This window comes from Pseudoalteromonas sp. AS71, from assembly GCF_038900275.1.
In the GTDB taxonomy this organism is placed as follows: Bacteria; Pseudomonadota; Gammaproteobacteria; order Enterobacterales; family Alteromonadaceae; genus Pseudoalteromonas.
This window is the reverse complement of record NZ_JBBMQZ010000001.1, coordinates 175,240-195,356: the sequence shown is the minus strand read 5'-3', so window position 1 is coordinate 195,356 and position 20,117 is coordinate 175,240. Positions and strand designations below refer to the sequence as shown.

21 protein-coding genes and 1 tRNA gene are annotated in these 20,117 nt (G+C 39.0%); 8 read left to right on the top strand and 14 right to left on the bottom strand.

Translation table 11 applies throughout. From position 1 onward, the window contains the following. Positions 1-678: 678 nt before the first annotated feature. Positions 679-1,566, top strand: a complete 888-nt coding sequence (locus WNY98_RS01010) for a hypothetical protein (RefSeq protein ID WP_342876885.1) — start codon at positions 679-681, stop codon at positions 1,564-1,566. A gap of 219 nt (positions 1,567-1,785) precedes the next feature. Here WNY98_RS01010 and WNY98_RS01005 read toward each other — a convergent pair whose 3' ends face one another. From WNY98_RS01005 to WNY98_RS00995, 3 genes are all read right to left on the bottom strand, one after another. After that, on the bottom strand, positions 1,786-2,865 hold the full coding sequence (locus WNY98_RS01005; RefSeq protein ID WP_342876884.1) for an endonuclease/exonuclease/phosphatase family protein: 1,080 nt from the start codon (positions 2,863-2,865) through the stop codon (positions 1,786-1,788). Between the two features lie 23 nt (positions 2,866-2,888). Next, on the bottom strand, positions 2,889-3,239 hold the full coding sequence (locus tag WNY98_RS01000) for a hypothetical protein (RefSeq protein ID WP_342876883.1): 351 nt from the start codon (positions 3,237-3,239) through the stop codon (positions 2,889-2,891). Between the two features lie 76 nt (positions 3,240-3,315). Further along, complete coding sequence (locus WNY98_RS00995) at positions 3,316-3,564, bottom strand: TIGR03643 family protein (protein ID WP_342876882.1); 249 nt, start codon at positions 3,562-3,564, stop codon at positions 3,316-3,318. A 123-nt stretch (positions 3,565-3,687) separates the two neighbouring features. Here WNY98_RS00995 and WNY98_RS00990 point away from each other — a divergent pair, with 123 nt between their 5' ends. The 3 genes from WNY98_RS00990 to WNY98_RS00980 all read left to right on the top strand — a co-directional run bounded on the left by WNY98_RS00990 (position 3,688) and on the right by WNY98_RS00980 (position 7,198). Next, a complete protein-coding gene (locus WNY98_RS00990) occupies positions 3,688-4,377 on the top strand; it encodes a transporter substrate-binding domain-containing protein (RefSeq protein ID WP_342876976.1) in 690 nt (229 codons plus the stop codon). Between the two features lie 29 nt (positions 4,378-4,406). Further along, entirely contained in the window at positions 4,407-5,063 is a 657-nt protein-coding gene (locus WNY98_RS00985) for a YoaK family protein (RefSeq protein WP_294121613.1), read from the top strand. Positions 5,064-5,137: 74 nt separating this feature from the next. Then, entirely contained in the window at positions 5,138-7,198 is a 2,061-nt protein-coding gene (locus WNY98_RS00980; RefSeq protein WP_342876881.1) for a TonB-dependent receptor, read from the top strand. 16 nt (positions 7,199-7,214) lie between these two features. Here the strand turns inward: WNY98_RS00980 and WNY98_RS00975 are convergent, their stop codons facing one another. Continuing rightward, entirely contained in the window at positions 7,215-8,006 is a 792-nt protein-coding gene (locus tag WNY98_RS00975; RefSeq protein ID WP_342876880.1) for a helix-turn-helix transcriptional regulator, read from the bottom strand. Positions 8,007-8,112: 106 nt separating this feature from the next. On the opposite strand from WNY98_RS00975, the gene WNY98_RS00970 reads away from it, so the two are divergent. Beyond that, positions 8,113-9,318, top strand: a complete 1,206-nt coding sequence (locus WNY98_RS00970) for an MFS transporter (RefSeq protein ID WP_342876879.1) — start codon at positions 8,113-8,115, stop codon at positions 9,316-9,318. Here WNY98_RS00970 and WNY98_RS00965 read toward each other — a convergent pair. The 5 genes from WNY98_RS00965 to WNY98_RS00945 all read right to left on the bottom strand — a co-directional run bounded on the left by WNY98_RS00965 (position 9,298) and on the right by WNY98_RS00945 (position 13,273). Beyond that, positions 9,298-9,519: a hypothetical protein gene (locus WNY98_RS00965; RefSeq protein WP_076923652.1), complete on the bottom strand. Its 222-nt coding sequence runs from the start codon at positions 9,517-9,519 to the stop codon at positions 9,298-9,300. The two genes, WNY98_RS00970 and WNY98_RS00965, sit on opposite strands and share 21 nt — an antisense overlap. Positions 9,520-9,596: 77 nt before the next feature. Next, entirely contained in the window at positions 9,597-10,046 is a 450-nt protein-coding gene (locus WNY98_RS00960) for a Rid family detoxifying hydrolase (RefSeq protein WP_241763425.1), read from the bottom strand. Positions 10,047-10,056: 10 nt separating this feature from the next. After that, positions 10,057-10,470, bottom strand: a complete 414-nt coding sequence (locus tag WNY98_RS00955; RefSeq protein ID WP_165721100.1) for a GFA family protein — start codon at positions 10,468-10,470, stop codon at positions 10,057-10,059. 403 nt (positions 10,471-10,873) lie between these two features. Then, positions 10,874-12,160 (bottom strand): amidohydrolase, encoded by a 1,287-nt coding sequence (locus WNY98_RS00950; RefSeq protein ID WP_342876878.1) that lies wholly within the window; start codon positions 12,158-12,160, stop codon positions 10,874-10,876. Between the two features lie 216 nt (positions 12,161-12,376). Beyond that, positions 12,377-13,273, bottom strand: a complete 897-nt coding sequence (locus tag WNY98_RS00945; RefSeq protein ID WP_342876877.1) for a LysR family transcriptional regulator — start codon at positions 13,271-13,273, stop codon at positions 12,377-12,379. Positions 13,274-13,410: 137 nt separating this feature from the next. Here WNY98_RS00945 and WNY98_RS00940 point away from each other — a divergent pair, with 137 nt between their 5' ends. Further along, complete coding sequence (locus WNY98_RS00940) at positions 13,411-14,010, top strand: short chain dehydrogenase (protein ID WP_024598856.1); 600 nt, start codon at positions 13,411-13,413, stop codon at positions 14,008-14,010. 170 nt (positions 14,011-14,180) lie between these two features. Here WNY98_RS00940 and WNY98_RS00935 read toward each other — a convergent pair whose 3' ends face one another. Next, positions 14,181-14,495, bottom strand: coding sequence for a hypothetical protein (locus WNY98_RS00935; protein ID WP_342876876.1), 315 nt, complete (start codon positions 14,493-14,495; stop codon positions 14,181-14,183). A gap of 132 nt (positions 14,496-14,627) precedes the next feature. Here WNY98_RS00935 and WNY98_RS00930 point away from each other — a divergent pair, with 132 nt between their 5' ends. Further along, positions 14,628-14,921: a hypothetical protein gene (locus WNY98_RS00930; protein ID WP_342876875.1), complete on the top strand. Its 294-nt coding sequence runs from the start codon at positions 14,628-14,630 to the stop codon at positions 14,919-14,921. Between the two features lie 104 nt (positions 14,922-15,025). Here the strand turns inward: WNY98_RS00930 and WNY98_RS00925 are convergent, their stop codons facing one another. Further along, positions 15,026-16,018, bottom strand: a complete 993-nt coding sequence (locus tag WNY98_RS00925; RefSeq protein ID WP_342876874.1) for a fatty acid desaturase — start codon at positions 16,016-16,018, stop codon at positions 15,026-15,028. A gap of 390 nt (positions 16,019-16,408) precedes the next feature. Between WNY98_RS00925 and WNY98_RS00920 the strand changes: the two genes are divergently transcribed. Then, positions 16,409-16,493, top strand: a tRNA-Leu gene (locus WNY98_RS00920). A 212-nt stretch (positions 16,494-16,705) separates the two neighbouring features. Here WNY98_RS00920 and WNY98_RS00915 read toward each other — a convergent pair. The 3 genes from WNY98_RS00915 to WNY98_RS00905 form a co-directional block, all read right to left on the bottom strand. Next, positions 16,706-17,179 (bottom strand): VOC family protein, encoded by a 474-nt coding sequence (locus WNY98_RS00915; RefSeq protein WP_342876873.1) that lies wholly within the window; start codon positions 17,177-17,179, stop codon positions 16,706-16,708. 101 nt (positions 17,180-17,280) lie between these two features. Continuing rightward, positions 17,281-17,805 (bottom strand): GFA family protein, encoded by a 525-nt coding sequence (locus WNY98_RS00910; RefSeq protein WP_342876872.1) that lies wholly within the window; start codon positions 17,803-17,805, stop codon positions 17,281-17,283. 108 nt (positions 17,806-17,913) lie between these two features. Continuing rightward, a complete protein-coding gene (locus WNY98_RS00905) occupies positions 17,914-19,986 on the bottom strand; it encodes a catalase (protein WP_342876871.1) in 2,073 nt (690 codons plus the stop codon). Between the last annotated feature and the right edge of the window lie 131 nt (positions 19,987-20,117).

Sequence of the window (20,117 nt, the reverse complement as noted above, 5' to 3'; positions counted from 1 at the left end):
ATTATTAAACGCCGTTTTGGTGCAAAATAACAAGCGTTTTTCTCAGCTATTTTAATCACTTGTTTACAAAGGTAATTATTGATGAAATTATCAGGTATGTAATATACCCCGTTTTGGTGTGTTATAAACCACCAAAATGGTGTTCAATAATCTGTTAGGTTTCAAAGGAGTTTAGGTTAACGGTTATCGGTGGAGGTTCAAATCCTCCCGTATTTGTTTTGTTCTCGGTTGTCTTAATTATGTTGGTGGTTTTGGCGTACATCAAAAATCGCATGTTAACAACATTGGACTCAGGCCACAGTTCTGAGAAGGAGGATAGCTCTATGGGAAAAGTCGTATCATTTGTAAAATGCTCTATTGCTTCGGTAGCTGACGTAGTTCAGTCACTGGGAACAAGTCTTGTGGCCTTTGGTGGGCCGTTAACCTAAGCTTCTTTTTACATTGGCATTAAAGCAGGAAAATTTTCAGTTGGCTGTTTTCACTGCGTTCAACATTTTAGCTAACTATAAATTTCCTCTTAATGAGGCGTTGAAGCTATAGAATTACTCTTTATAAAGAAAAACAGCCTGTTTTATAGGTTCCAAATGCTTGAAAAGCGCTTAGTGTTAATTACAGGAACTCAATTTTTAATTGGATTTGGCTATTGGAGTTATTCTACAGCCTCGTTAGGGAGTACGCATGAAGTTTGAGTTTGGGGATCTATATAAATTTATTGTCTCTTTAGGTGTGGTTCTAATTACACTATCAGTTACAACTCCTTGGCTTTTTTTAAGAGAGCCCTTTGATCTTTATAAGACCCATGCAGAAATTCAAGCATTTACTCCAGTTGCTCAAGATATAATTCAAAAACGACAGTCTTTAATATCTTTTATATTTACGTTTATACCTTGGTTTTCATCCATTGCAGCAATAGTTGGAATGATATTTATTTATATGGGCTTACAAAAGTGGCAGGTAAACCAATCTCATTTAGATAAGCAAACCATGATTGAGTCTAAACTTAAAGAAAATGCTTTGCGTGAGTCAACCCAAGACGAGATAGAATATAAACAAAGTAAGGAAACTGAAGGATTAGTGCAGTTTAATACTTCACCGAAGCATCTGGCTTCTTTTCGTAGAGCTTACTATCAAATTGAGACATGCGTTTTTAATCGACTGAATAATACCTACAGCAATAAGTATAAAGTTAGTCATAATATGATGATTGCTGGGTTTGAATTGGATATATTTTTAGAAGGTAAATCACTATTAACTAAAAATTATATTATAGAAGTTAAATATATCCGTAAAGGATTCAATTTTGGTTGGCTAAATGAGGCATTCTTACGAAATCTATATGCTCAAAATGCCTATTCTAAGATTACAAATAAAGCTGCTAATACACTGTTATTAATTGTGATTGCGGATGAAGCTTATAACGAAGATAAATATAGCAAGCTTCTTACTCGCTTGAGGTCAAACGAACTTTATAGAAAAGGAAAGGATATAGTTAGAATTATAACTGAAACCGAACTGAATAATGTTACTGACATTGAGCTTCAAGAAAAATTGAACATAAATGCCTAATAAGTGGCTATTGTGTCAGCGTCCGCTGTTGGCACTCTCCAGCCACTCGAAACCATAAAATATTGATAAGGTATTTTACTGTGTCGGATGGCGCTTCGCTTATCCGACCTACATTGGCACTGATGAGACTATCAAACTTGATCAAGTCTCATTAATCAAACCTGACAGTTCAGTTAAAATGTATTCAACTAATAACTAGAAGCTGACAACTAGCGTCTCTCACTCCTTCTCAAACCTCGGCACTTTTCGCTTATCGGCTTTATTCATCGCAAGCTCTTGGATTTCTTCTTGCTTATGCTCTGCCGATTTAGTTTCTAATGACTGCTGGTTAGCATTTTCAAAAGAAAGCTCAGTAAGCAGTGCAAAGTGGTCTGAGCCATATTTAGCAAGGCGCTTAATGCGCTTTACTTTAAAGCCTTGGCTGTGAAATAAGTGATCGAGCGGCCAGCGCATAAAAAAGTAACTTGCATGAAATGTATTGTAAAATCCGCGACCTTTTCGAGGGTCTAAAAAGCCACTTATTTGCATAAACAAACGAGTGCTACGCGACCATGCAACATCGTTTAAATCGCCGGCAACGATGGTAGGACGAGTTGGGTTTTTAAGTGCTTTAGCCACCATAATTAACTCCGAGTCGCGCGGGCGCGATGAGTCTTCCTCCGTTGGGCTTGGTGGTGCAGGGTGAATAAAGTGCCCTTGCATTTCAAGGCCTTCATCGTTTTCAAACAGTATATGAATAGAAGGAATGTCGTCTTCTATTAGCTTACATATTTGTGCATCAAGTATTTTAAACTTACTGTATAAGTGCATGCCGTAGCGGTTGTCTTTAGGGCACTCTATGTAATACGGGTAATTTTTTTTAATAACTGATAATTTATTTTCCCACCAGCTATCACTCTCAAGTGTAATAAGCAGGTCAGGTTGGTGCTCATCAACAAGGCTAATTAACTGCTCACTTTTATGGTTCGACATAAGTACATTTGCCGACATAATCCTTATACTATGGTCTATATGCTTAGGTGCGCTTTGTACTTCTTTTTTAGCAAGCCACGTATACGGGTAAATCCATTTACCTTGTAAAAACATTATAAGAAATGATGTTAAAGCTATAAATACATAACCTATCGCGCTACTTTGCCATAATAAAAACAACGAAGTAACGGCTACAAAACTGGCAATATAAAATACCTGTAAGCGCACAAAGTCGCAGCTACGCACTAAGTAATGCTGGCTGTACGACATAGGTAATAAGGTAACCAGTAAAAAAAAGCCAATAATTATAGCCAGCGCAATGAGCATTTTAATATCCTTATAAAGTTAATTTAGCGACTTAAAATTGAAAGTATTTCTCGAGTATCGTGCACCATATGGATAACTGTACGGTCTATTTCTATACTCACTGTACCATTATCTCTAGAGCGTTCAATCACTCTACCTCTTTTGTATAAATCGCGTTCTAAAAAGTCGCCTCGGTGATAGCTTTTACTTAGCCCTGGTGGCGTCCAACCTGCGCGAATTAGTTGCTTTGCCTCTTTTTTAGAAAGGTAGCCATTGTCGTTATGCTTATGCGAATGATGATTTTTATGGCCATGTTTATCTTTATGTGGTTTTGCGCCTGCACTGATTGAACATAAAGCCAATACGATTAGTGCTGTGTATATAGGTGCTCTCATAAATAATCTCTAGCATAATTAATAGCTAGAGGTTAACAAATACGGATGAACATCGTATGAAACAACTAACACCTATTTAACGTTGTTTATATTGAGTTTTACAATGGCTTCGCATAATAGCGGGATCGCGTAATTTTAAATGTTTTGTTTTACGCCCTGCATGGCGCTTACGCCAAACTTTAAAACTGCCTTTTGAAATATTGTCGCGCATGAAAACCACCAGCTGCGGATACTTTAATCCGTATAGCTGCTCTACAGCCTCGTAGGGGGTTCTATCTTCCCACGCCATTTCGATAATGCGTGACTGCTGCTCTGGATTAAACATGGTATATCTCACAAAATTTAACTTATACGCTAGGTAAAAATACTTAGATCAATGCAATTTAAGCTCAGTAACTGTATAATTAGCATTCAGATTATGTATTTAAATGGTATCGAATTTATATTTATGCGCGCAATATTTCTGTTTTTAGCTTTAACTTTTCCCTCGTTATTACTTGCAGCGCCAAGTAAAACTCTGCGCTGCGTTACAACGCACTACCCTCCTTTTACTATTTACGATGAAAAAGCCGATACATTTACAGGTTTAGATATTGATTACATTAAGTTTATTGAAAAAAACTTAAACCTCAAAATTGACGTTGTTCATCTACCTTGGGCGCGTGTTAAAAAAGAGATGGAGCTGGGCTATTACGACTGCTATTTTTCATTGGCCAACTATAAAGAGCGTACAGAATATTTAGACTTTACTAGCGAGCCTTTGCATACCACTAAGTTTGGTTTATTTACTTTAAACAAAGATAAACTGCTCACTGACGATTTATCAAATGCCCCAATAGCGATGCTTCGCGGTGTTATTCTTCCCAAAATTATCGCTAAAAAGTACAGCCTTGATGAGAATAATCTGCTTCGTTCACTTTCAACTAAAGACACTTTTGAGCTACTTGAAAAAAAACGCGTTGAATACGCAATAACTAATTATAAAGCGGGTTTGTGGTACTCAAAGGAATATAAAAACATTTATGCTCGGCAATTAAATGAGTTTACATTTCCTACTTACATTGCTTTTAAGCGTGGCGTAATTGATACAAAATTAGTTGATGAACAAATAAAGCGTTTTAAAGCACAAGCTCAATAATTAATTCTGCACACATTAAGAGATAACCAATGTTTACAAAACTACCAAAGTGGGTTGAATATGGCGCGTTTACACTGGCATTTATAGCGGGCATAGTTAACGCTGTAGGCTTATTAGGTTTTGAGCATCAAGCCATTTCGCACTTATCAGGCTCTGTTACTTTGTTGGGTATTAAGCTAATGAGCAATACCTCAGCCGCTTTGCTGTTATTTAGCATACTCATTAGCTTTATGTTGGGCTCGGCACTTTCTGGCTTTTTACTTGCAGGGCGTTCATTAAAACTTGGCCGCCATTACGACACGCTCTTATTTATTGAAGGCGCTTTACTGTTAGCAAGTGCCTACCTACTTAATCAATCTTATGTTTATGCAATTACGCTTGCCTCTGCTGCTTGTGGGTTACAAAACGCGTTAGTCACTAATTACAGTGGCGCGGTCGTTCGTACCACACATTTAACGGGTATTTTTACTGACCTTGGTTTAATGATAGGTAAAGCACTTAAAGGTGAGCAATTTGATACGCGTAAAGGCGTTATGTTTTTACTTATTATTGCAGGCTTTTTATTAGGCGGTGTAGCCGGTTTTGTTTTATTTGAGCATTACTTAGTGCTGGCTTTGGTGTTTCCTGCTGCGGCTTGTTTTGTTTTATCAATTACGTATCGGGTTTATAGGTTACGTACGCTTTAACGCAACGAGTTTAAAAGCACATTAAAACCGCATATTATAGAGGCAATGCAATATAGATTACTTTCAAGGAATGTATGAAACCTTATTTTTTGCCGCTGTTATTACCCTTCAGCCACACTGCGTTTGCCAACAATCAAAATAACGATGCAATAGAAACCATAACAACGACGGCATCGCGTATTGAAGCGCTATCTACCCCACTGCCTTTATCAATAAGTACACTAAGTGAAGCGCAGCTAAATAGCATAGCGCCTACGCATATTGAAGAAGCCCTGCAACGTGTAGCGGGTGCTAATATTCAACGCGGAAATGGCCAAGAGTATTTACCCGCGCTTCGCTCACAAGTGCTTTCGGGCGCAGGCGCTTGTGGTGGCATATTGACTCTAGAAGATGGCATACCACTCAGAGCCGCTGGGTTTTGTAATATAAACGAGCTATTTGAAGCACACAGCGAAATGGCGCAGCGCATAGAAGTACTCAAAGGCCCCGGCTCTGCACTTTATGGCTCAAATGCTGTGCATGGTGTTATTAATGTAATAACGCCCGATACCACGCAAGGCGGTGGCTTAGTTGGTTTAGATTACGGCTCGTACGGCTATACTCGCTACAAATTACGTGCAGGACAAGATTACGGCAACAGCGGTATAGGCATTAACGCAAGTATTACCGACGATAGCGGTTACCGCGACGACGAAAGCGTAGAGCAACAAAAAGTTAATATTCGCCATCGCTATTCAAATAATAATTTATTACTTACCTCAGGACTTACTTACACAAACCTAGATCAGCAAACTGCGGGATTTATTACAGGTTTTGAAAGTTACAAAGATGAAGATCTCGCGCAAAAAAACTTTGACCCAGACGCATTTAGAAAAGCACGTGCGTTTAGAGCATGGAGCAACGCAACATGGCAACTAAATAACGATGACGTGCTCTCTACCACGCTGTATTTTCGTGACCAAAGCATGGACTTTTTTAAGCATTTTTTACCCGGCACACCGCTTGAAAAAAACAGTCAAACTGGCTTTGGTGTGCAATCGCTTTATCAACATAACTTACAGAGTAATGTAAAAGTAAACCTCGGGCTTGATGGCGAATACACGCAAGCCGATTTTACTCAAAGTCAAAACGAGCCAACTCAAGGCTCTGCATTTTTAGTCGCGACAGTGCCACAAGGTAAACATTACGATTATGATGTAAACGCCACGCTTTATGCCCCTTTTGCATCTGTTGATTGGCAATTAAATAAATGGTTGCTAACAGCCGGTGTACGTTACGAGCATATGCAATACGACTACACCAATAATATGCTTACCGGCAGAACAAAAGACGATGGCACAGAATGCGCGTTTGGGGGTTGCCGATACAGCCGCCCTGAAAGTGGGAAAAATAGCTTTAGTAATTTATCGCCAAAGCTTGGGTTGAGTTATCAGTACAATACAAATAATACACTTTATGCAAACTTTTCTCGCGGTTACAGAGCGCCACAAGCGGCTGAGCTATACCAATTACAACGCGAGCAAACTACTGCAAATTTAAGCGCCGAAATAGCGAATAACGCAGAACTGGGTATTAAAGGCGTTTACAAAAAACTACGTTATGGCGTGTCGGTTTACGCTATGAGTAAACACAATACAATTTATCGCGATAGCGACTTTTTTACGGTAAATAATGGCAGCTCTCGCCATCGTGGTATTGAGCTTGAGCTTGACTACCAGCTAACGCAGTCGCTTGCGATTAACTTTGCAGGCACGCACGCAAAGCATACTTATACTAACAACCAAATTCTTAACGGTTTAAATATTAACGGTAACGACATAGATACCGCACCGCGCAATATCGCTAATCTCGATTTAACATGGCAGGCACTAAACAACGCACAATTTGCTTTGCAGTGGCATCGCGTTGGTAACTACTACACCGACCCAGAAAACTTAAATAAATACCAAGGGCATGATGTTTTAAGCCTACGCGCGCAGTGGCAAGTTACTAATAATCTTGAAGTACTTGCTCGTGTTATTAATTTAACTAATGAGGCTTATGCAGAGCGCGCCGATTACACCAGTTTTACTGGCGACAGGTACTTTCCTGGTAAACCACGTAACGCCATGTTATCGGCAACTTATACTTGGTAAGCTTATAGCTATAAAGTTAATTTAACTGATTTAAATCGCTCATGTATTTCATGGGCGATTTTTTCATTACCTTTTTAAACATTGTAATAAATGCACTCACCGACTCATACCCTAATAACTCCGATACCTGCTGCACACTTTGCTTATCAGAAAGTGCTTTTAAGGCAGTAATTATATGCAATTGCGTACGCCACTTTCCAAATGTCATACCGGTTTCTTTTTTAATTAACCGCGCTAATGTGCGCTCAGTTAATGCAAACTGCTTAGCCCATTGTGGTAGTGTTTTTCGATTGTTTGGCATGTTTATTAACTGATCGCTCATGATTTGAATTACCTCGTTTTTAGATAATACAAAATCAAGTGGCTGTACGGGCATATCGATAAGTTGATCAAACAATACCTGCGCCAAACGTGCTGTTTTACTATTTAAAGTATAGTGCTGATTATGCCCAGCCAACTCGCACATTAGCTCTTTAACCAGTGGCGTAATGGCTAATGTACACGTATTTAGCGGCATACCGTTTTTACTACTATCAACAAATAAATGACAGAGCTTTGCGTTATCAGACGCCCTATTACTATGCACTTTTTGTGCGGGGATCCAAATTGCACTGTGCGTAGGCACCATCCACATCTTTGCCGACACTTCGCAGGTTACATAACCATGCAGGGCTAAAATTAATTGCCCTTTAGGATGGGTATGCAGAGGTATTTCATGACTTGCATGGGCGTGCTCTATTTTGGCTATTATGGGCTGCGCCATAGTTTCAAAATTTTTAATGTCGTCCCAACCAATTGCATCAAACATAGTTTTGTCTGTTTTTAGTTATTTAATGTCGTTATCTCTAAATTATAGTTTTTGCTAAGCCTTTATACTAGCGCCCATTAAATATTAGCTTTAATGGTTTACTCTTTTGCTAAATAACACACCTAAATCGCGCTTTGCTGGCATATTGCTTGTGCTTGGCATATTGCTAATAGCCGCCAATTTACGTGCAACATTTACAGGTATTGCACCTGTGCTTGAACAAATTATTAATCACTTTGGGCTTAGCGCATCACAAGCCGGTTTTTTAACAACGTTGCCACTTATTGCCTTTGCCGTTGTATCGCCAATGGCGGCAACTCTTGCTAAAAAACAAGGTTTAGAGCGCACCTTATTTGTAGCTTTGCTATTTATACTTGCAGGTGTTGCAGCGCGGGTAATAAATACCTCTGCAATGCTATTTGTGGGTACCGCTATTATTGGCGTAGGTATTGCCATAGCAAATGTATTATTACCGAGTTTAATTAAGCGCGACTTTCCTGCAAAGATTGCATTAATGACTTCGGCTTATGTGCTCACTATGGGTGTTGTATCGGGCGGGTTTTCTGCTTTGGTATTCCCGCTGAGTCAGTTAAACGGATTAGGGTGGCAACTTGCGCTGGGTTCATCAGCCATTATCACTCTGGCGAGTATTATTGTGTGGATATCGCAATTAAATAAACATACTAAACCCGCGAAAATTGCTCAGCACGCTAACACTTCAAAAAGTGTATGGCGTTATTTACTTGCATGGCAAATTACCCTGCTATTGGGTTTAAACTCATTTTTAAATTATATAATTATTACGTGGTTACCAAGCATATTAACCGAAACTGGTCACTCAGCTACGCTAGCAGGTTCTTATCATGGGGCTTTTCAAATAGCGACCGCATTACCTGGTTTAATATTAATTCCGCTACTTGCAAAATTAAAAGATCAAAGCGCGCTTAGCTTTATTTTAGCCATGCTCAGTGCACTTAGTGCATTGGGGCTACTTTATATGCCAAACTTTGCCTTAGTGTGGACCTTAATGCTGGGCTTTTGCTCTGGTGCATGTTTTATATTGGGACTGTCGTTTATCAGTTTACGAACTGATGACTCCGCGCAAGCTGCGTCGCTTTCGGGCATGTCGCAAAGTGTCGGCTATTTACTTGCCGCTATTGGTCCGATGCTGGCAGGTGCATTACATACAACTACGGGAAGTTGGAGTGCGCCATTATGGCTGTGCGCTATTGCCGGAGTACTGTGTGCTTTATGTGGTTTAGGCAGCGGTAAAAACACCACTTTAGCTAAATCAGCTAACGAGTTGCTGTAACCACGAAAACAGGCCAGACGAAGGTTTGTTACTCGTGTGTTTTTGCTCATAGCGTTTATTAGTTGCTTCGCGCTGTTCACGGCGCTCTTGTGCTAAATTAGCTTTTGCGGCAAAACGTAGGCGTTGCTCTTGAGTTAGCTCATCATTAAAACTAATGGCTGTTTTTTTAACTGCTCGGCTGCTTTTAGGTGAACTACACATAATATTTCCTCTGTTGTGTAACTACTAAAATAGACAGCCTTTTAGCAAATAAAATTTCAGAAAACTTAACTTTTAATTTAAAGTGAGCCTATACACTCAACTTCTACTAAAGAATCAAGCGCTAACGCCTTTACAGCAAAAGCACTACGTGCAGGATACGGCGCACTAAAATACTGAGTGTAAATGGCATTGAATGCTTTAAAGTCGTTTATGTCGGTAAGCATAACGGTGCATTTAACTATATTGCTCATACTGTAGTTATGTTGCTCTAAAGTGCGTTTAATATTTTCAAGTGTTTGTTTAGTTTCACCTTCAAAACCACCAGCCGCTAACTTACCGGTTGCAGGGTTAATCCCTATTTGCCCCGACATATAAAGCGTATTACCGGCTTTTACTATTTGCGAAAATGGTAAGTTAGGATTAGCTTTGCCTGTATTTAAAAAGTCGACATTACTGGGTTTTGCCTGCGCAAAACCAGTAAGTAGTACGCTTGCTAATAAGGCTTTTTTCATCAGTGAGTTCATCATCTGGCTTACCTTATTTTTGTGGTGTGGTTTCAAAAGCAGGAACTTCGTGTAAATTATTTAACCATGTAAGCGTTGATTGTGACCAAATTTGTGCAGACGGTTTAAACTCATCGCGCTGATCAACCGCACCAATACGCAACCCATAAACACGACCTTCTTTTTCTGCATTTGTAGCATAAAGTGTTGTACCACATGTGCCACAAAAGCCCTGCGCACGCTTGTTACCGCTTTGGGCTGTTTTAACAAACTCTTTTGGCTCACCTTGGGTAAACACAACCGAGTTTGGCTCTGCAATTATAACTGCTCTAAATGGGCCGCTCGACATACGTTGGCAATCGCTACAATGGCAAACAAGTGCGTTGTTATTTTGAGACTTTGCTTGGTATTTAATTTCACCACAGTAACAGCTTCCAGTAATTTTCATTATTTAAATCCTTAATGCTTATGAAGATTGAATCGAGATATAAGACCGGCAATATCGATTCATTATTTTTAAAATATAAAAAACTGCTCGCCGGTTCATTTTTATATTCGGTTAGATTTTTAATTTTTTAGAGTGACTTTTTAAAAGTTGAGCAAGTGCTACAAACATGATCCGATGTTTTAAATAAAACAGCAATACCACGTTAAGCTAATAGCGTAACGTGGTGTGTTTAAGCTATTTTTATACCAATTCGCTTAATTAAGTTGTCTATTTTGAGGTAAGAAAACCGTGTCGATAACAAGGCAAAAATTTCGTTATTTAGTTGTTCTATATGAGATATTTTTAACGAAGTTAACGTGCGGTTTAATCCCTCAAATTGATTATGTATTATTGCGAGTTGGTATTAATGTGCGTTTAAATAATCAACAGCTAAGAGGCTAAGCGCCTTAGTGCCTACTTTAAACGACGATTCGTCGGCATAAAAATAAGGTGAGTGATTACTAGCCACTGTATTTAAATCTTGCTCACTTGGTGTGCCGCCTAAAAATACAAATACACTCGGCACTTCTAATGCGTAAAACGAAAAGTCTTCTGCGCCGGTTATTTTCCCCATTTCCACTACGTTTCCATTACCTGCTGCTTTTTTAAGGCTAGGTAACATTTGCGCAGTTAACTTTGGGTTATTAATCGTTACCGGATAACCTTCGTGAATGTGTACCTCTGCAGTTGCACCTGACGATTTAGCAATGTGCGTGGCTGTGGTTTTTATTTTTTCAAATATTTGTGCACGATTATCCATATCAAAGTTACGAATTGTGCCTACCATTTCAACTTCTTCAGGAATAATATTATTACGTACCCCACCCGCTATCTTACCAAACGAGACAATAGCAGGCTCTTTGGTAATGTTGATTTGGCGACTAACAATATGGTTAACGCCTGTTACTATTTGCGCTGCTGCGGCAATGGGGTCAACCCCAGTCCACGGTGCAGAGCCGTGTGCCTGCTTGCCATGTACTGTTATTTCAAATCGGTCTGCACTGGCCATTGCAGGACCACTTCTATAACCAATTTTACCGCTGTGCAAACTAGATGTTATGTGTAACCCAAAAGCAGCCTCTGGTTTGTATTGTTTAAATATGCCTTCTTTAAGCATTAACTCAGCGCCACCCTCTTCCCCCTCTGGTGCACCTTCTTCTGCAGGTTGAAACACAAACATGATGTTGCCATGCAATTCATCTTTCATATTTGCTAATACTTCGGCTGCGCCCATTAGCATAGCTACGTGTGTGTCGTGTCCACAAGCATGCATTATGCCTACATCTACACCACGGTAATTAGTGGTTTTAGTTGATTTAAAATCAACATCGGCTTTTTCGGTAACGGGTAATGCATCCATATCAGCACGTAGCATTACCGTAGGGCCAGGCTTTGCGCCTTTTAAAATACCAACAACACCTGTGTAAGCAATATCGGTTTGTACTTGCATACCTAACGACTTTAAATGTTTAGCCACAATGCCTGCGGTACGCGTTTCGCGGTTACCAAGTTCTGGGTTTTGGTGAAAGTCGCGTCGCCATTCAATTACCTGTTGCTCTACCTTTTTCACTTGCTGATCAATGTTTGCATTGGCATTAAGCGCACTAAGGGCAGCAAAGCCCAGCGCTATTGAAATTAGTGATTTTTTCATCCTGTTTGTCCTTATTATATTTATTGGTTTTATAATATTGATGAGCACGAGCCCTTATATACTATTGAGAACATAATTAGTTCGCTCTATAACCACTATTACTGAAGGCTCCACAATAATCAATCCCATTTAAGCTAGATGCCCAACTATGAAGGGCCACTTCACTTCACACTGGTTTTATCTATTTTTAGTTTGAAGTTTTAGCGCTAATAAAACCTACCACTTTTGCTTTTGTTGATTTAAAAATGGCACTAAATAGTCCACCAAAGCGCGGACAGTTGGGCTTAATAAACGTTGCGACGGGTAGAGTAAATTCACGGGTAATGGGCTTGGTACATAATCGCTTAATATTTCTATTAACTCACCGGATTGAATTGCCGCATCAACGTAAAAACTAGGCAGCTGAGCAATACCTTGATTCGCTATAGCAAAGGCTTTTAAGCTTTGAGAATCGTTAACTTCAAGGCTACCAGCTACTTTTATTACTGTGCTTTTTCCGTCAATTAAATACGACCATCGCTTGGCATTAGTTACTGCGGTGTTTATTAAACATTGATGGTTTTTAAGATCTTTAGGCGTACTGGGCATGCCGTGAGTGTTTATATAGTGAGAGCTTGCTACCGTTTTAAAGCGCATATTACCAATATTACGCGCGACCATTGTTGAGTCGTTTAAGTGCCCTACGCGTATAGCTAAATCAAAACCTTCTTCCACCAGCTCTACTTTACGATTCATAAGTGAAATTGCTAAATCAACGTCCTGATGCAGCTCTTTAAATTCAGCTAATGCAACCGGCAGCATATATTGCCCAATCATTATGGGAGCTGTAATTTTTATAAGCCCTTTAATTTGTTGTTGCTGTGTTTTGGAGCGGCGAAGTTCGGTGACTTGTGCACGAATATCACTGAGCTTAAGCAAATATGCTTTACCATCTTCGGTTAAGCTTAATGAGCGTGTAGTACGGTTTATTAACCTAATATCGAGCCATTTTTCAAGCTCGTTAATTTGCCTGCTAACGGCTGAGGGCACTAAGTTTAAACTCTCGGCAGCGCGACTAAAGCTTTGCTGCTGGGCTACTTGCTCAAATACCTGAATTGATTTTAATAAATCCATTACTTACTCGCTAAATTACACTTGGCTATTATTCTAAAAATATCACAAATAATATTATTTATTTGTTATTTTTCATCTTTACTGACGAGTTTATTATTACCTTACATTCACAAAATACATTGTCAAAGGTAATAAAAATGAAAGTATTATTAATAGGCGCATCTGGCATAGTTGGAGCAGCAATAGCGGCAGACCTTCATGATCATCAAGTTATTAAAGCGAGCTTTAAAAACAGCGAACACACGGTAGACATTCAAGATAAAGCCTCTATAGAAGCATTATTTAAAAAAGTAGGAAATGTTGATGCGGTTATATCTACTGCAGGTTTAATTGCCTTCGCACCTATAAACGAGTTAAGTGAGCAAGATTACACAACAACTGTAGGTAATAAATTAATGGGTAATATTACACTATTTCATGTTGCAACTAAGTACATTAATCAAGGCGGTAGTTTTACTTTTACTTCAGGCTTTTTAGCACAAAATCCTGCGCCTGGTTCAGCAGCTGTAAGCATGGTAAATGCAGCGCTAGATTCATTCGCTAAAGCGGCGGCATTAGAACTTGAAGGCACATTACGCGTAAATACCGTAAGTCCTCATTTTGTAAAGGAAACGATGGAGATAATGGGTATGGATAGCACCAGTGGTATAACCGCTGCTGATACAGCTAAAGCATTTAGACACGCAATTGAAAGTAACCAAACAGGTAAAGCTTTTGATGTAGCCGACTATATTTAGAGCTAAAGCAGATTGCTTGATGTAACAATTCAACCGGACTTATTTAACCTGAACCTTGGTTAAGAGGTTTATTATCCAAAGTTCAGGTTATTTATTAACTGAAACCCTGATATAAAATAGCTGCTCTAAGCAGCTATTTAAATTAGTAACTTTAAACAGCTAGCAATCTGTTATTTAAGCTTAATTACCGATAAAGTATGTGGATTGTAAGCTTTTTTGTTAACTATATTAGGGCTGTCGAACACGGCGTCAAAATTCATAATAATAATATCTTTACCACGAACAATTAATTCAGATGGTGCATCAAGCTCCCCATGAAGTCCTGTGGTATTGCCATTTTGTGCCAGTAACTCTAATTTACCTTGCATATCAATACTATAAATAGCGTTAGCAAATAAGTATGTAATATAAATTTTGTTAGTACGCTTGTCCCACTTTAAACCGTCGGTTGCTCTACTTCCTGCGCTTGATATTAGTTTAAACATTCAAGATTTTTGGTCAAAAATACATCACGATTCGGCCACTTTTATTATGCCGATGTTAGGTGTTCATTTAGCTCTTAATTTGGGATGGATATTAAAGCTAACAAAACGCATGTTTGCAAAGGAGGCTAAATAATGAAGTACTTAAAACAACAGTGGAAAACCCGCACCAGCATCGTTTTAATTGTATCTGTTTTAGTGAGCCTGATATTGGTGGCTTTGGAGCGAACAGATTGGGCTATGCAAATAAACCTACAAGGTTATAGCCACGGCTCAGCTGAAGGAGAAAAGCCGAATATAGCACCGATATTGATGTATATTTTACCATTTGTAAAAGAACTCGTTTTAATTGGTGTGCCGATGTTATTAACGCTTGGAATAGCAAAGTTATTTGGATTGATAAAAAAGCGATTTAAAAGAGCCGATTAATTTATAGATGATTGCTTTAGCTTTATATCCAACTAAGGCAATCATACGTTATTGCATAGGCAACTGAGCACCTATGTAATAACGGTTTTTACTGAAGTTTTAGGTTATGCCTTGTAAGCGTTCGCATTTTTAATGCTGTCAAAATCGTTAAAGCGCACGTTATGCTGCGCCATTACTTTAAGTATTTTATCACTTAGCATTTGGCGTAAATAAAACGGCTGATTTGGCACAAAATGATGGATGGTATGCGTTTTACCAAAGTTAAAACAAAACAAGTGAAACGGCATAAATAAACGACTCGTTAGTACGTGTGTTTGTTCAAGCATATTACTAACACCACCATAGTAATGCATGCTTGAGGTGACAAAATTAAGTGAACTTGAGCGAATAATATTAGGCGCAATAAGTACGACCATTAAAAATTCAAACACACTCATTGTACTTAACAACCAGTTAGGTGAATTTAGCGCAAGTGGTATAAATAAACCAACAATATGAAATAGAATAACGCTGTATAAAACAGCAAAATACGCAGTCGCTATCGGAAACCCCGCATTAAAAACACTCGAAAAACTAAAGCCATTAATTTCTTTTCTAAAACGTTTAGTAGAAATAACTAACCCTAATAACCCATCTACAATAACTAGCGCACGTAAAAATGGGTTTTTAATACCATTACCCACCAAGCGTTCCTCTAGGTCTTGTTGTGTGCCTGAGCTTTTATGGTGGTGTAAATGCATTTTACGTCGGTACCATGGGCTAATAGTATTTGGCCGCATTAACCATACAGTTAGCATCATAAAGTTATGCATGAACGGCTGATTACTAAAGTATTGTTTATGTATAAGGTCGTGCTCTAATTCATGGGAAATAGACGCCGCAATAGCCGCAAGTACTATACATACCCAAGCAGGTATGATGGCTAAATAATATAAAACACCAACACCAATTAATGCGCTAAGCGATAGCAATAAAATAATTAACCCTAAGGTATTTTGATGTGCAAGTAATGGGTGCTTTTGACGAAGTGATACTTCTTCTGCCTTAATTGCTTTAACAATCGCTTGAATGTTCTGCTTGGCACTTAATTGAATCATATGTAATGTCTTAAAAACCTTGTTGTACAAATAATACCTGAATTAAACGCAACATCGGAATAAAGCAGGAATAATTATTGTAATACGATTAACTATTACCAATAGTTCAATTGCTTATGTATTCAATCGCATAACAAGTTTAATAGCACTCATAACCTAAAACATTCGCTTTTTGTATCAGCTAAAAAGACTTAAAAAAATTCCCTGTTAAATATCTTTACTATAAACGATTAATTATCAACCAGTTGTTTATGCAAATAAAAGAAAAGGCTTGCCGCCCCCTCTTTTGTTTGTATAATGCGGATACAGAATAAGAGGTATATAAGTATCCTTTTTATTTTAAGTGGTTTTTCTTTATTTTTTATATTTAAAAGATTAAAGAAAAATTATGCCAGCGTGATGAAATTGGTAGACATGGGGGATTCAAAATCCCCTTCCGAAAGGAGTGCCGGTTCGAGTCCGGCCGCTGGTACCACTTTTTAAACCTCAGCTAATTATTGGCTGAGGTTTTTTTATGTCTAAAAATTAACTAGTAACTTATACCAATTCACTTAATTAAATGAGCTATTCTGAGGTAAAAAAACGGTTTCGATAACAAGATGAAACCTAGCTCAGCTGAAGCAAAAGCCTTCCATTAAAGCTCTCGGCATATCTTAGGGAGGTACATAAATCTGATTAGCATGCTAATTATGCGTCTTGCTCTTGATTTGTTATATCCCCAATTCGATTATTTAACTCTTCGTCACTAACATCTTCTTTGTGCGTACCAATGTTCCATATATGACCAAATGGGTCTTGTAGTGTGCCGGTCCTATCCCCATAAAACTGGTCATGTACGGGTCTTATTAGTGTTGCACCAAGCTCAATTGCTTTTTTAAATACGGTATCAACATCTTCAACATAAAGCATAAGGCTTAGCGCTGTACCACCGAGTTCTTTTGGACTTTTTAAATACTCTTCAGAACCAATATCTGAAAGCATAATATGCGAATCACCAATTATTATTTCTGCATGGGCTATTCCACCATCAGGTAAAGGCATTTGCATTACGTGTTCTGCACTAAATGCATCACAATAAAAATCTATCGCTTTTTGTGCGTCATTCATAATTAAATAAGGTGTAACTGAATGAAACCCTTTTGGTATTGCTGAGACTGCCATAATATTCTCCTTTACTTACACGGTGATTTTTAATATTTAATTAACTAAATATGCGTTTAATTGCCCCCTAAATTTAAGCTTAGCTCATACAAAAAATTGCGTTACTTTTCGAGGTTTAAACGCTTATGCCAAGCAGCAATACTTTCATCAGGGTACTCTTCAAATTGCTTGTCACCTTCATTAATGGGCGCATTTACCCAATTTGCTTTACTACCAAGCATTAAATGAGTGCGCTCTGGCGGTATGGGTAACTCATTATCTATTGCACCTGCAAAGGGGTGAACTTGCTCAGGCGGTATGGGTAACTCATTATCTATTGCACCTGCAAAGGGGTGAACTTGCTCAGGCCAACGTGCATCGTATAACCACAAGTTAGCGCTACAATGCTTACAAAAATGACGCTCTGCTGGGCTGATTTTATCGCCTATTTTTGCATGATAAATAGTTATGTTTTCACGCCCTGTGACTTCAAGCGTGCTGTATTGCGCGTTCAAGTTAATAACAAACCCGCCGCTCCCTGCGGTTTTACGACAAATAGAGCAGTAACATAAATTGTAAGGATAAGGGTGTTTTGAGTTGACTGTAAATACCACTTTGCCACAGTGACAAGCGCCATTAAGCTTCATAATATATCCAATTTTATTGTTGGCTTGAACTAATACCTTAGCTAGGTGAGCTTAAAAAAACCACAACACTTACATGCTGTGGTTTTATTTATCACTAACCCATATCGACTAGCGCTTCCAATATCTTAAATTACGCAATGTATTTATAAATTTATCGGCTGAATGTGCCTCTAAATCTATCCAACCATCATCTGCTTTTCCATCAAGACCTGCCGCTTTAAATAAAGGCTTAGCCTCATTTGTAAAGCCTATAAATTTCATGTGTGCATATGCATCACTTACAAAGTCTTTGGCTTCTGCAATGGCAGCTAGTTTTTTAGCTCCCTCTTCGGTGGTTAGTACAAGTACCGCATCATATAAAACCGATGGACCACCATTAATAACCTGGTCTGCTTTAAAGTGCTTACCTTTACTGCATTTAGCACCGCCGACTTGTGGGGCAATAATTTCAAAGTTTGCGCCTTCACTTTCAAGTGAATTAGTAACCGATTCAAAAATTTCTGCATCAAACCCGTCACTCACTAAAATACCTAACTTACGCCCTTTAAATGTATTTGGCGCATTTTTTAAAATACTTAATGCATCAGACACAGGTAAGTCTTTACGTGTTGGCATAGCAGCTTCTGCTGGGTCTGGCATTTCTTGCAAGCCAAGTCCTTCGGACACTTTATTTGCAAGGGTTTCGTCAATATTTAACAAGTGCGATACCAAACGTTCTCGTATTGGTAAATGCTCAACTTTAGAAAGCTCAAACACGTACGCAGATTGAATATGCGCCTGCTCTACCTCTGTTTGACTTAAATAAAATTGACGAGCTTGACTGTAGTGATCGCTGAATGTTTCTGAGCGATAACGCAGTTTATCACCGCCGCTTACTTCAGGCTCGCTTGAGCTTTTAAAGCCATGTACCGGGCATTCGCGCGGGTTATTTTCACCGCCACTCCACGAGTTTGGCTCGTAATTTACACGCCCTTTTGGATTGTGCATTGCCATGTGGCCATCTTGCTGAAAATGACGCATTGGGCATTTAGGAGCATTGACCGGAATGTGCGTAAAGTTAGGCCCACCTAAACGCTTAGTTTGAGTATCTAAGTATGAAAAGTTACGACCTTGCAGTAGCGGGTCGGGAGTAAAATCGAGCCCTGGTACAATGTTTTGAGTACAAAATGCAACTTGCTCTGTTTCTGCAAAAAAGTTGTCGACAACACGGTCAAGCACCATACGGCCAACAATTTGTACTGGTACTTGTTCCTCTGGTATAAGCTTAGTGGCATCAAAAATATCAAATTCAAATTCATCAGCAAACTGCTGATCAAACACTTGCACACCTAACTCCCATTCAGGGAAGTCGCCGTTACCAATTGATTCCCACATGTCTCTGCGATGAAAATCAGGATCGGCGCCGTTAAGCTTAAGTGCTTCGTTCCATACTACCGATTGCATACCGCCTTTTGGCTTCCAATGAAATTTAACAAATTTTTCATCGCCTTTGGCATTAATAAATTTAAAGGTATGAACACCAAAGCCTTCCATAAAGCGCAACGAGCGCGGAATAGCTCTATCAGACATTGCCCACATAACCATGTGCATTGACTCAGGTGACAAGCTCACAAAATCCCAAAAGTTATCATGTGCTGTTTGCGCCTGCGGAAAACCACGATCAGGCTCGGCTTTAGCGCTATGAATTAAATCAGGAAACTTCATTGCATCCTGAATAAAAAATACCGGTATATTGTTACCCACTAAATCCCAGTTTCCCTCTTGGGTATAAAACTTAACCGCAAAACCGCGTACATCACGTGCTAAATCTGGTGATCCTTTATTACCTGCAACCGTAGAGAAGCGAGTAAACACTGGCGTTTTTTCACCTTTTCGCTGAAAAATATCCGCACAGGTTAAATCTTCAAGCGTGTCGTAAGTTTCAAAATATCCGTGTGCACCATAACCTCTAGCGTGCACTACTCGCTCAGGAATGCGTTCGTGATCAAAATGAAAGATCTTCTCGCGCATTATATGATCTTCTAATAATCCTGGGCCACGCTTGCCTGCACGTAATGAGTTTTGATCGTCGCTTACAGGGCAGCCCTGCGCGGTGGTCATGGTAGGATGTTCGTCCGACGCCTTTTGATGCAATTCGCCGCCATGTCCTTTATTACCTGAGTATTTAAATGATTCAGCCATGTTGAGTCCTTCATACAGTTTGATTTAATGGGTCAATAGTTTTTATGAGCTTTAAAGCTAAAAGCGACTATGCAAATGCAAAATAAAGACCAGCCATCCAACCTAGTAAGAAAGGGCTGTACAGATAACAA

Excerpts from the sequence above, each read along its gene's own strand:
- WNY98_RS00925 (WP_342876874.1), bottom strand. The coding sequence starts at position 16,018 with ATGATTCAATTAAGTGCCAAGCAGAACATTCAAGCGATTGTTAAAGCA.
- WNY98_RS01005 (WP_342876884.1), bottom strand. The coding sequence starts at position 2,865 with ATGCTCATTGCGCTGGCTATAATTATTGGCTTTTTTTTACTGGTTACC.
- WNY98_RS00945 (WP_342876877.1), bottom strand. The coding sequence starts at position 13,273 with ATGGATTTATTAAAATCAATTCAGGTATTTGAGCAAGTAGCCCAGCAG.
- WNY98_RS00990 (WP_342876976.1), top strand. The coding sequence starts at position 3,688 with ATGCGCGCAATATTTCTGTTTTTAGCTTTAACTTTTCCCTCGTTATTA.
- WNY98_RS00935 (WP_342876876.1), bottom strand. The coding sequence starts at position 14,495 with ATGTTTAAACTAATATCAAGCGCAGGAAGTAGAGCAACCGACGGTTTA.
- WNY98_RS00915 (WP_342876873.1), bottom strand. The coding sequence starts at position 17,179 with ATGGCAGTCTCAGCAATACCAAAAGGGTTTCATTCAGTTACACCTTAT.
- WNY98_RS01000 (WP_342876883.1), bottom strand. The coding sequence starts at position 3,239 with ATGAGAGCACCTATATACACAGCACTAATCGTATTGGCTTTATGTTCA.
- WNY98_RS00940 (WP_024598856.1), top strand. The coding sequence starts at position 13,411 with ATGAAAGTATTATTAATAGGCGCATCTGGCATAGTTGGAGCAGCAATA.
- WNY98_RS00910 (WP_342876872.1), bottom strand. The coding sequence starts at position 17,805 with ATGAAGCTTAATGGCGCTTGTCACTGTGGCAAAGTGGTATTTACAGTC.
- WNY98_RS00960 (WP_241763425.1), bottom strand. The coding sequence starts at position 10,046 with ATGATGAACTCACTGATGAAAAAAGCCTTATTAGCAAGCGTACTACTT.
- WNY98_RS00950 (WP_342876878.1), bottom strand. The coding sequence starts at position 12,160 with ATGAAAAAATCACTAATTTCAATAGCGCTGGGCTTTGCTGCCCTTAGT.
- WNY98_RS00955 (WP_165721100.1), bottom strand. The coding sequence starts at position 10,470 with ATGAAAATTACTGGAAGCTGTTACTGTGGTGAAATTAAATACCAAGCA.
- WNY98_RS00995 (WP_342876882.1), bottom strand. The coding sequence starts at position 3,564 with ATGTTTAATCCAGAGCAGCAGTCACGCATTATCGAAATGGCGTGGGAA.
- WNY98_RS00905 (WP_342876871.1), bottom strand. The coding sequence starts at position 19,986 with ATGGCTGAATCATTTAAATACTCAGGTAATAAAGGACATGGCGGCGAA.
- WNY98_RS00975 (WP_342876880.1), bottom strand. The coding sequence starts at position 8,006 with ATGTTTGATGCAATTGGTTGGGACGACATTAAAAATTTTGAAACTATG.
- WNY98_RS00985 (WP_294121613.1), top strand. The coding sequence starts at position 4,407 with ATGTTTACAAAACTACCAAAGTGGGTTGAATATGGCGCGTTTACACTG.
- WNY98_RS00930 (WP_342876875.1), top strand. The coding sequence starts at position 14,628 with ATGAAGTACTTAAAACAACAGTGGAAAACCCGCACCAGCATCGTTTTA.
- WNY98_RS01010 (WP_342876885.1), top strand. The coding sequence starts at position 679 with ATGAAGTTTGAGTTTGGGGATCTATATAAATTTATTGTCTCTTTAGGT.
- WNY98_RS00980 (WP_342876881.1), top strand. The coding sequence starts at position 5,138 with ATGAAACCTTATTTTTTGCCGCTGTTATTACCCTTCAGCCACACTGCG.
- WNY98_RS00965 (WP_076923652.1), bottom strand. The coding sequence starts at position 9,519 with ATGTGTAGTTCACCTAAAAGCAGCCGAGCAGTTAAAAAAACAGCCATT.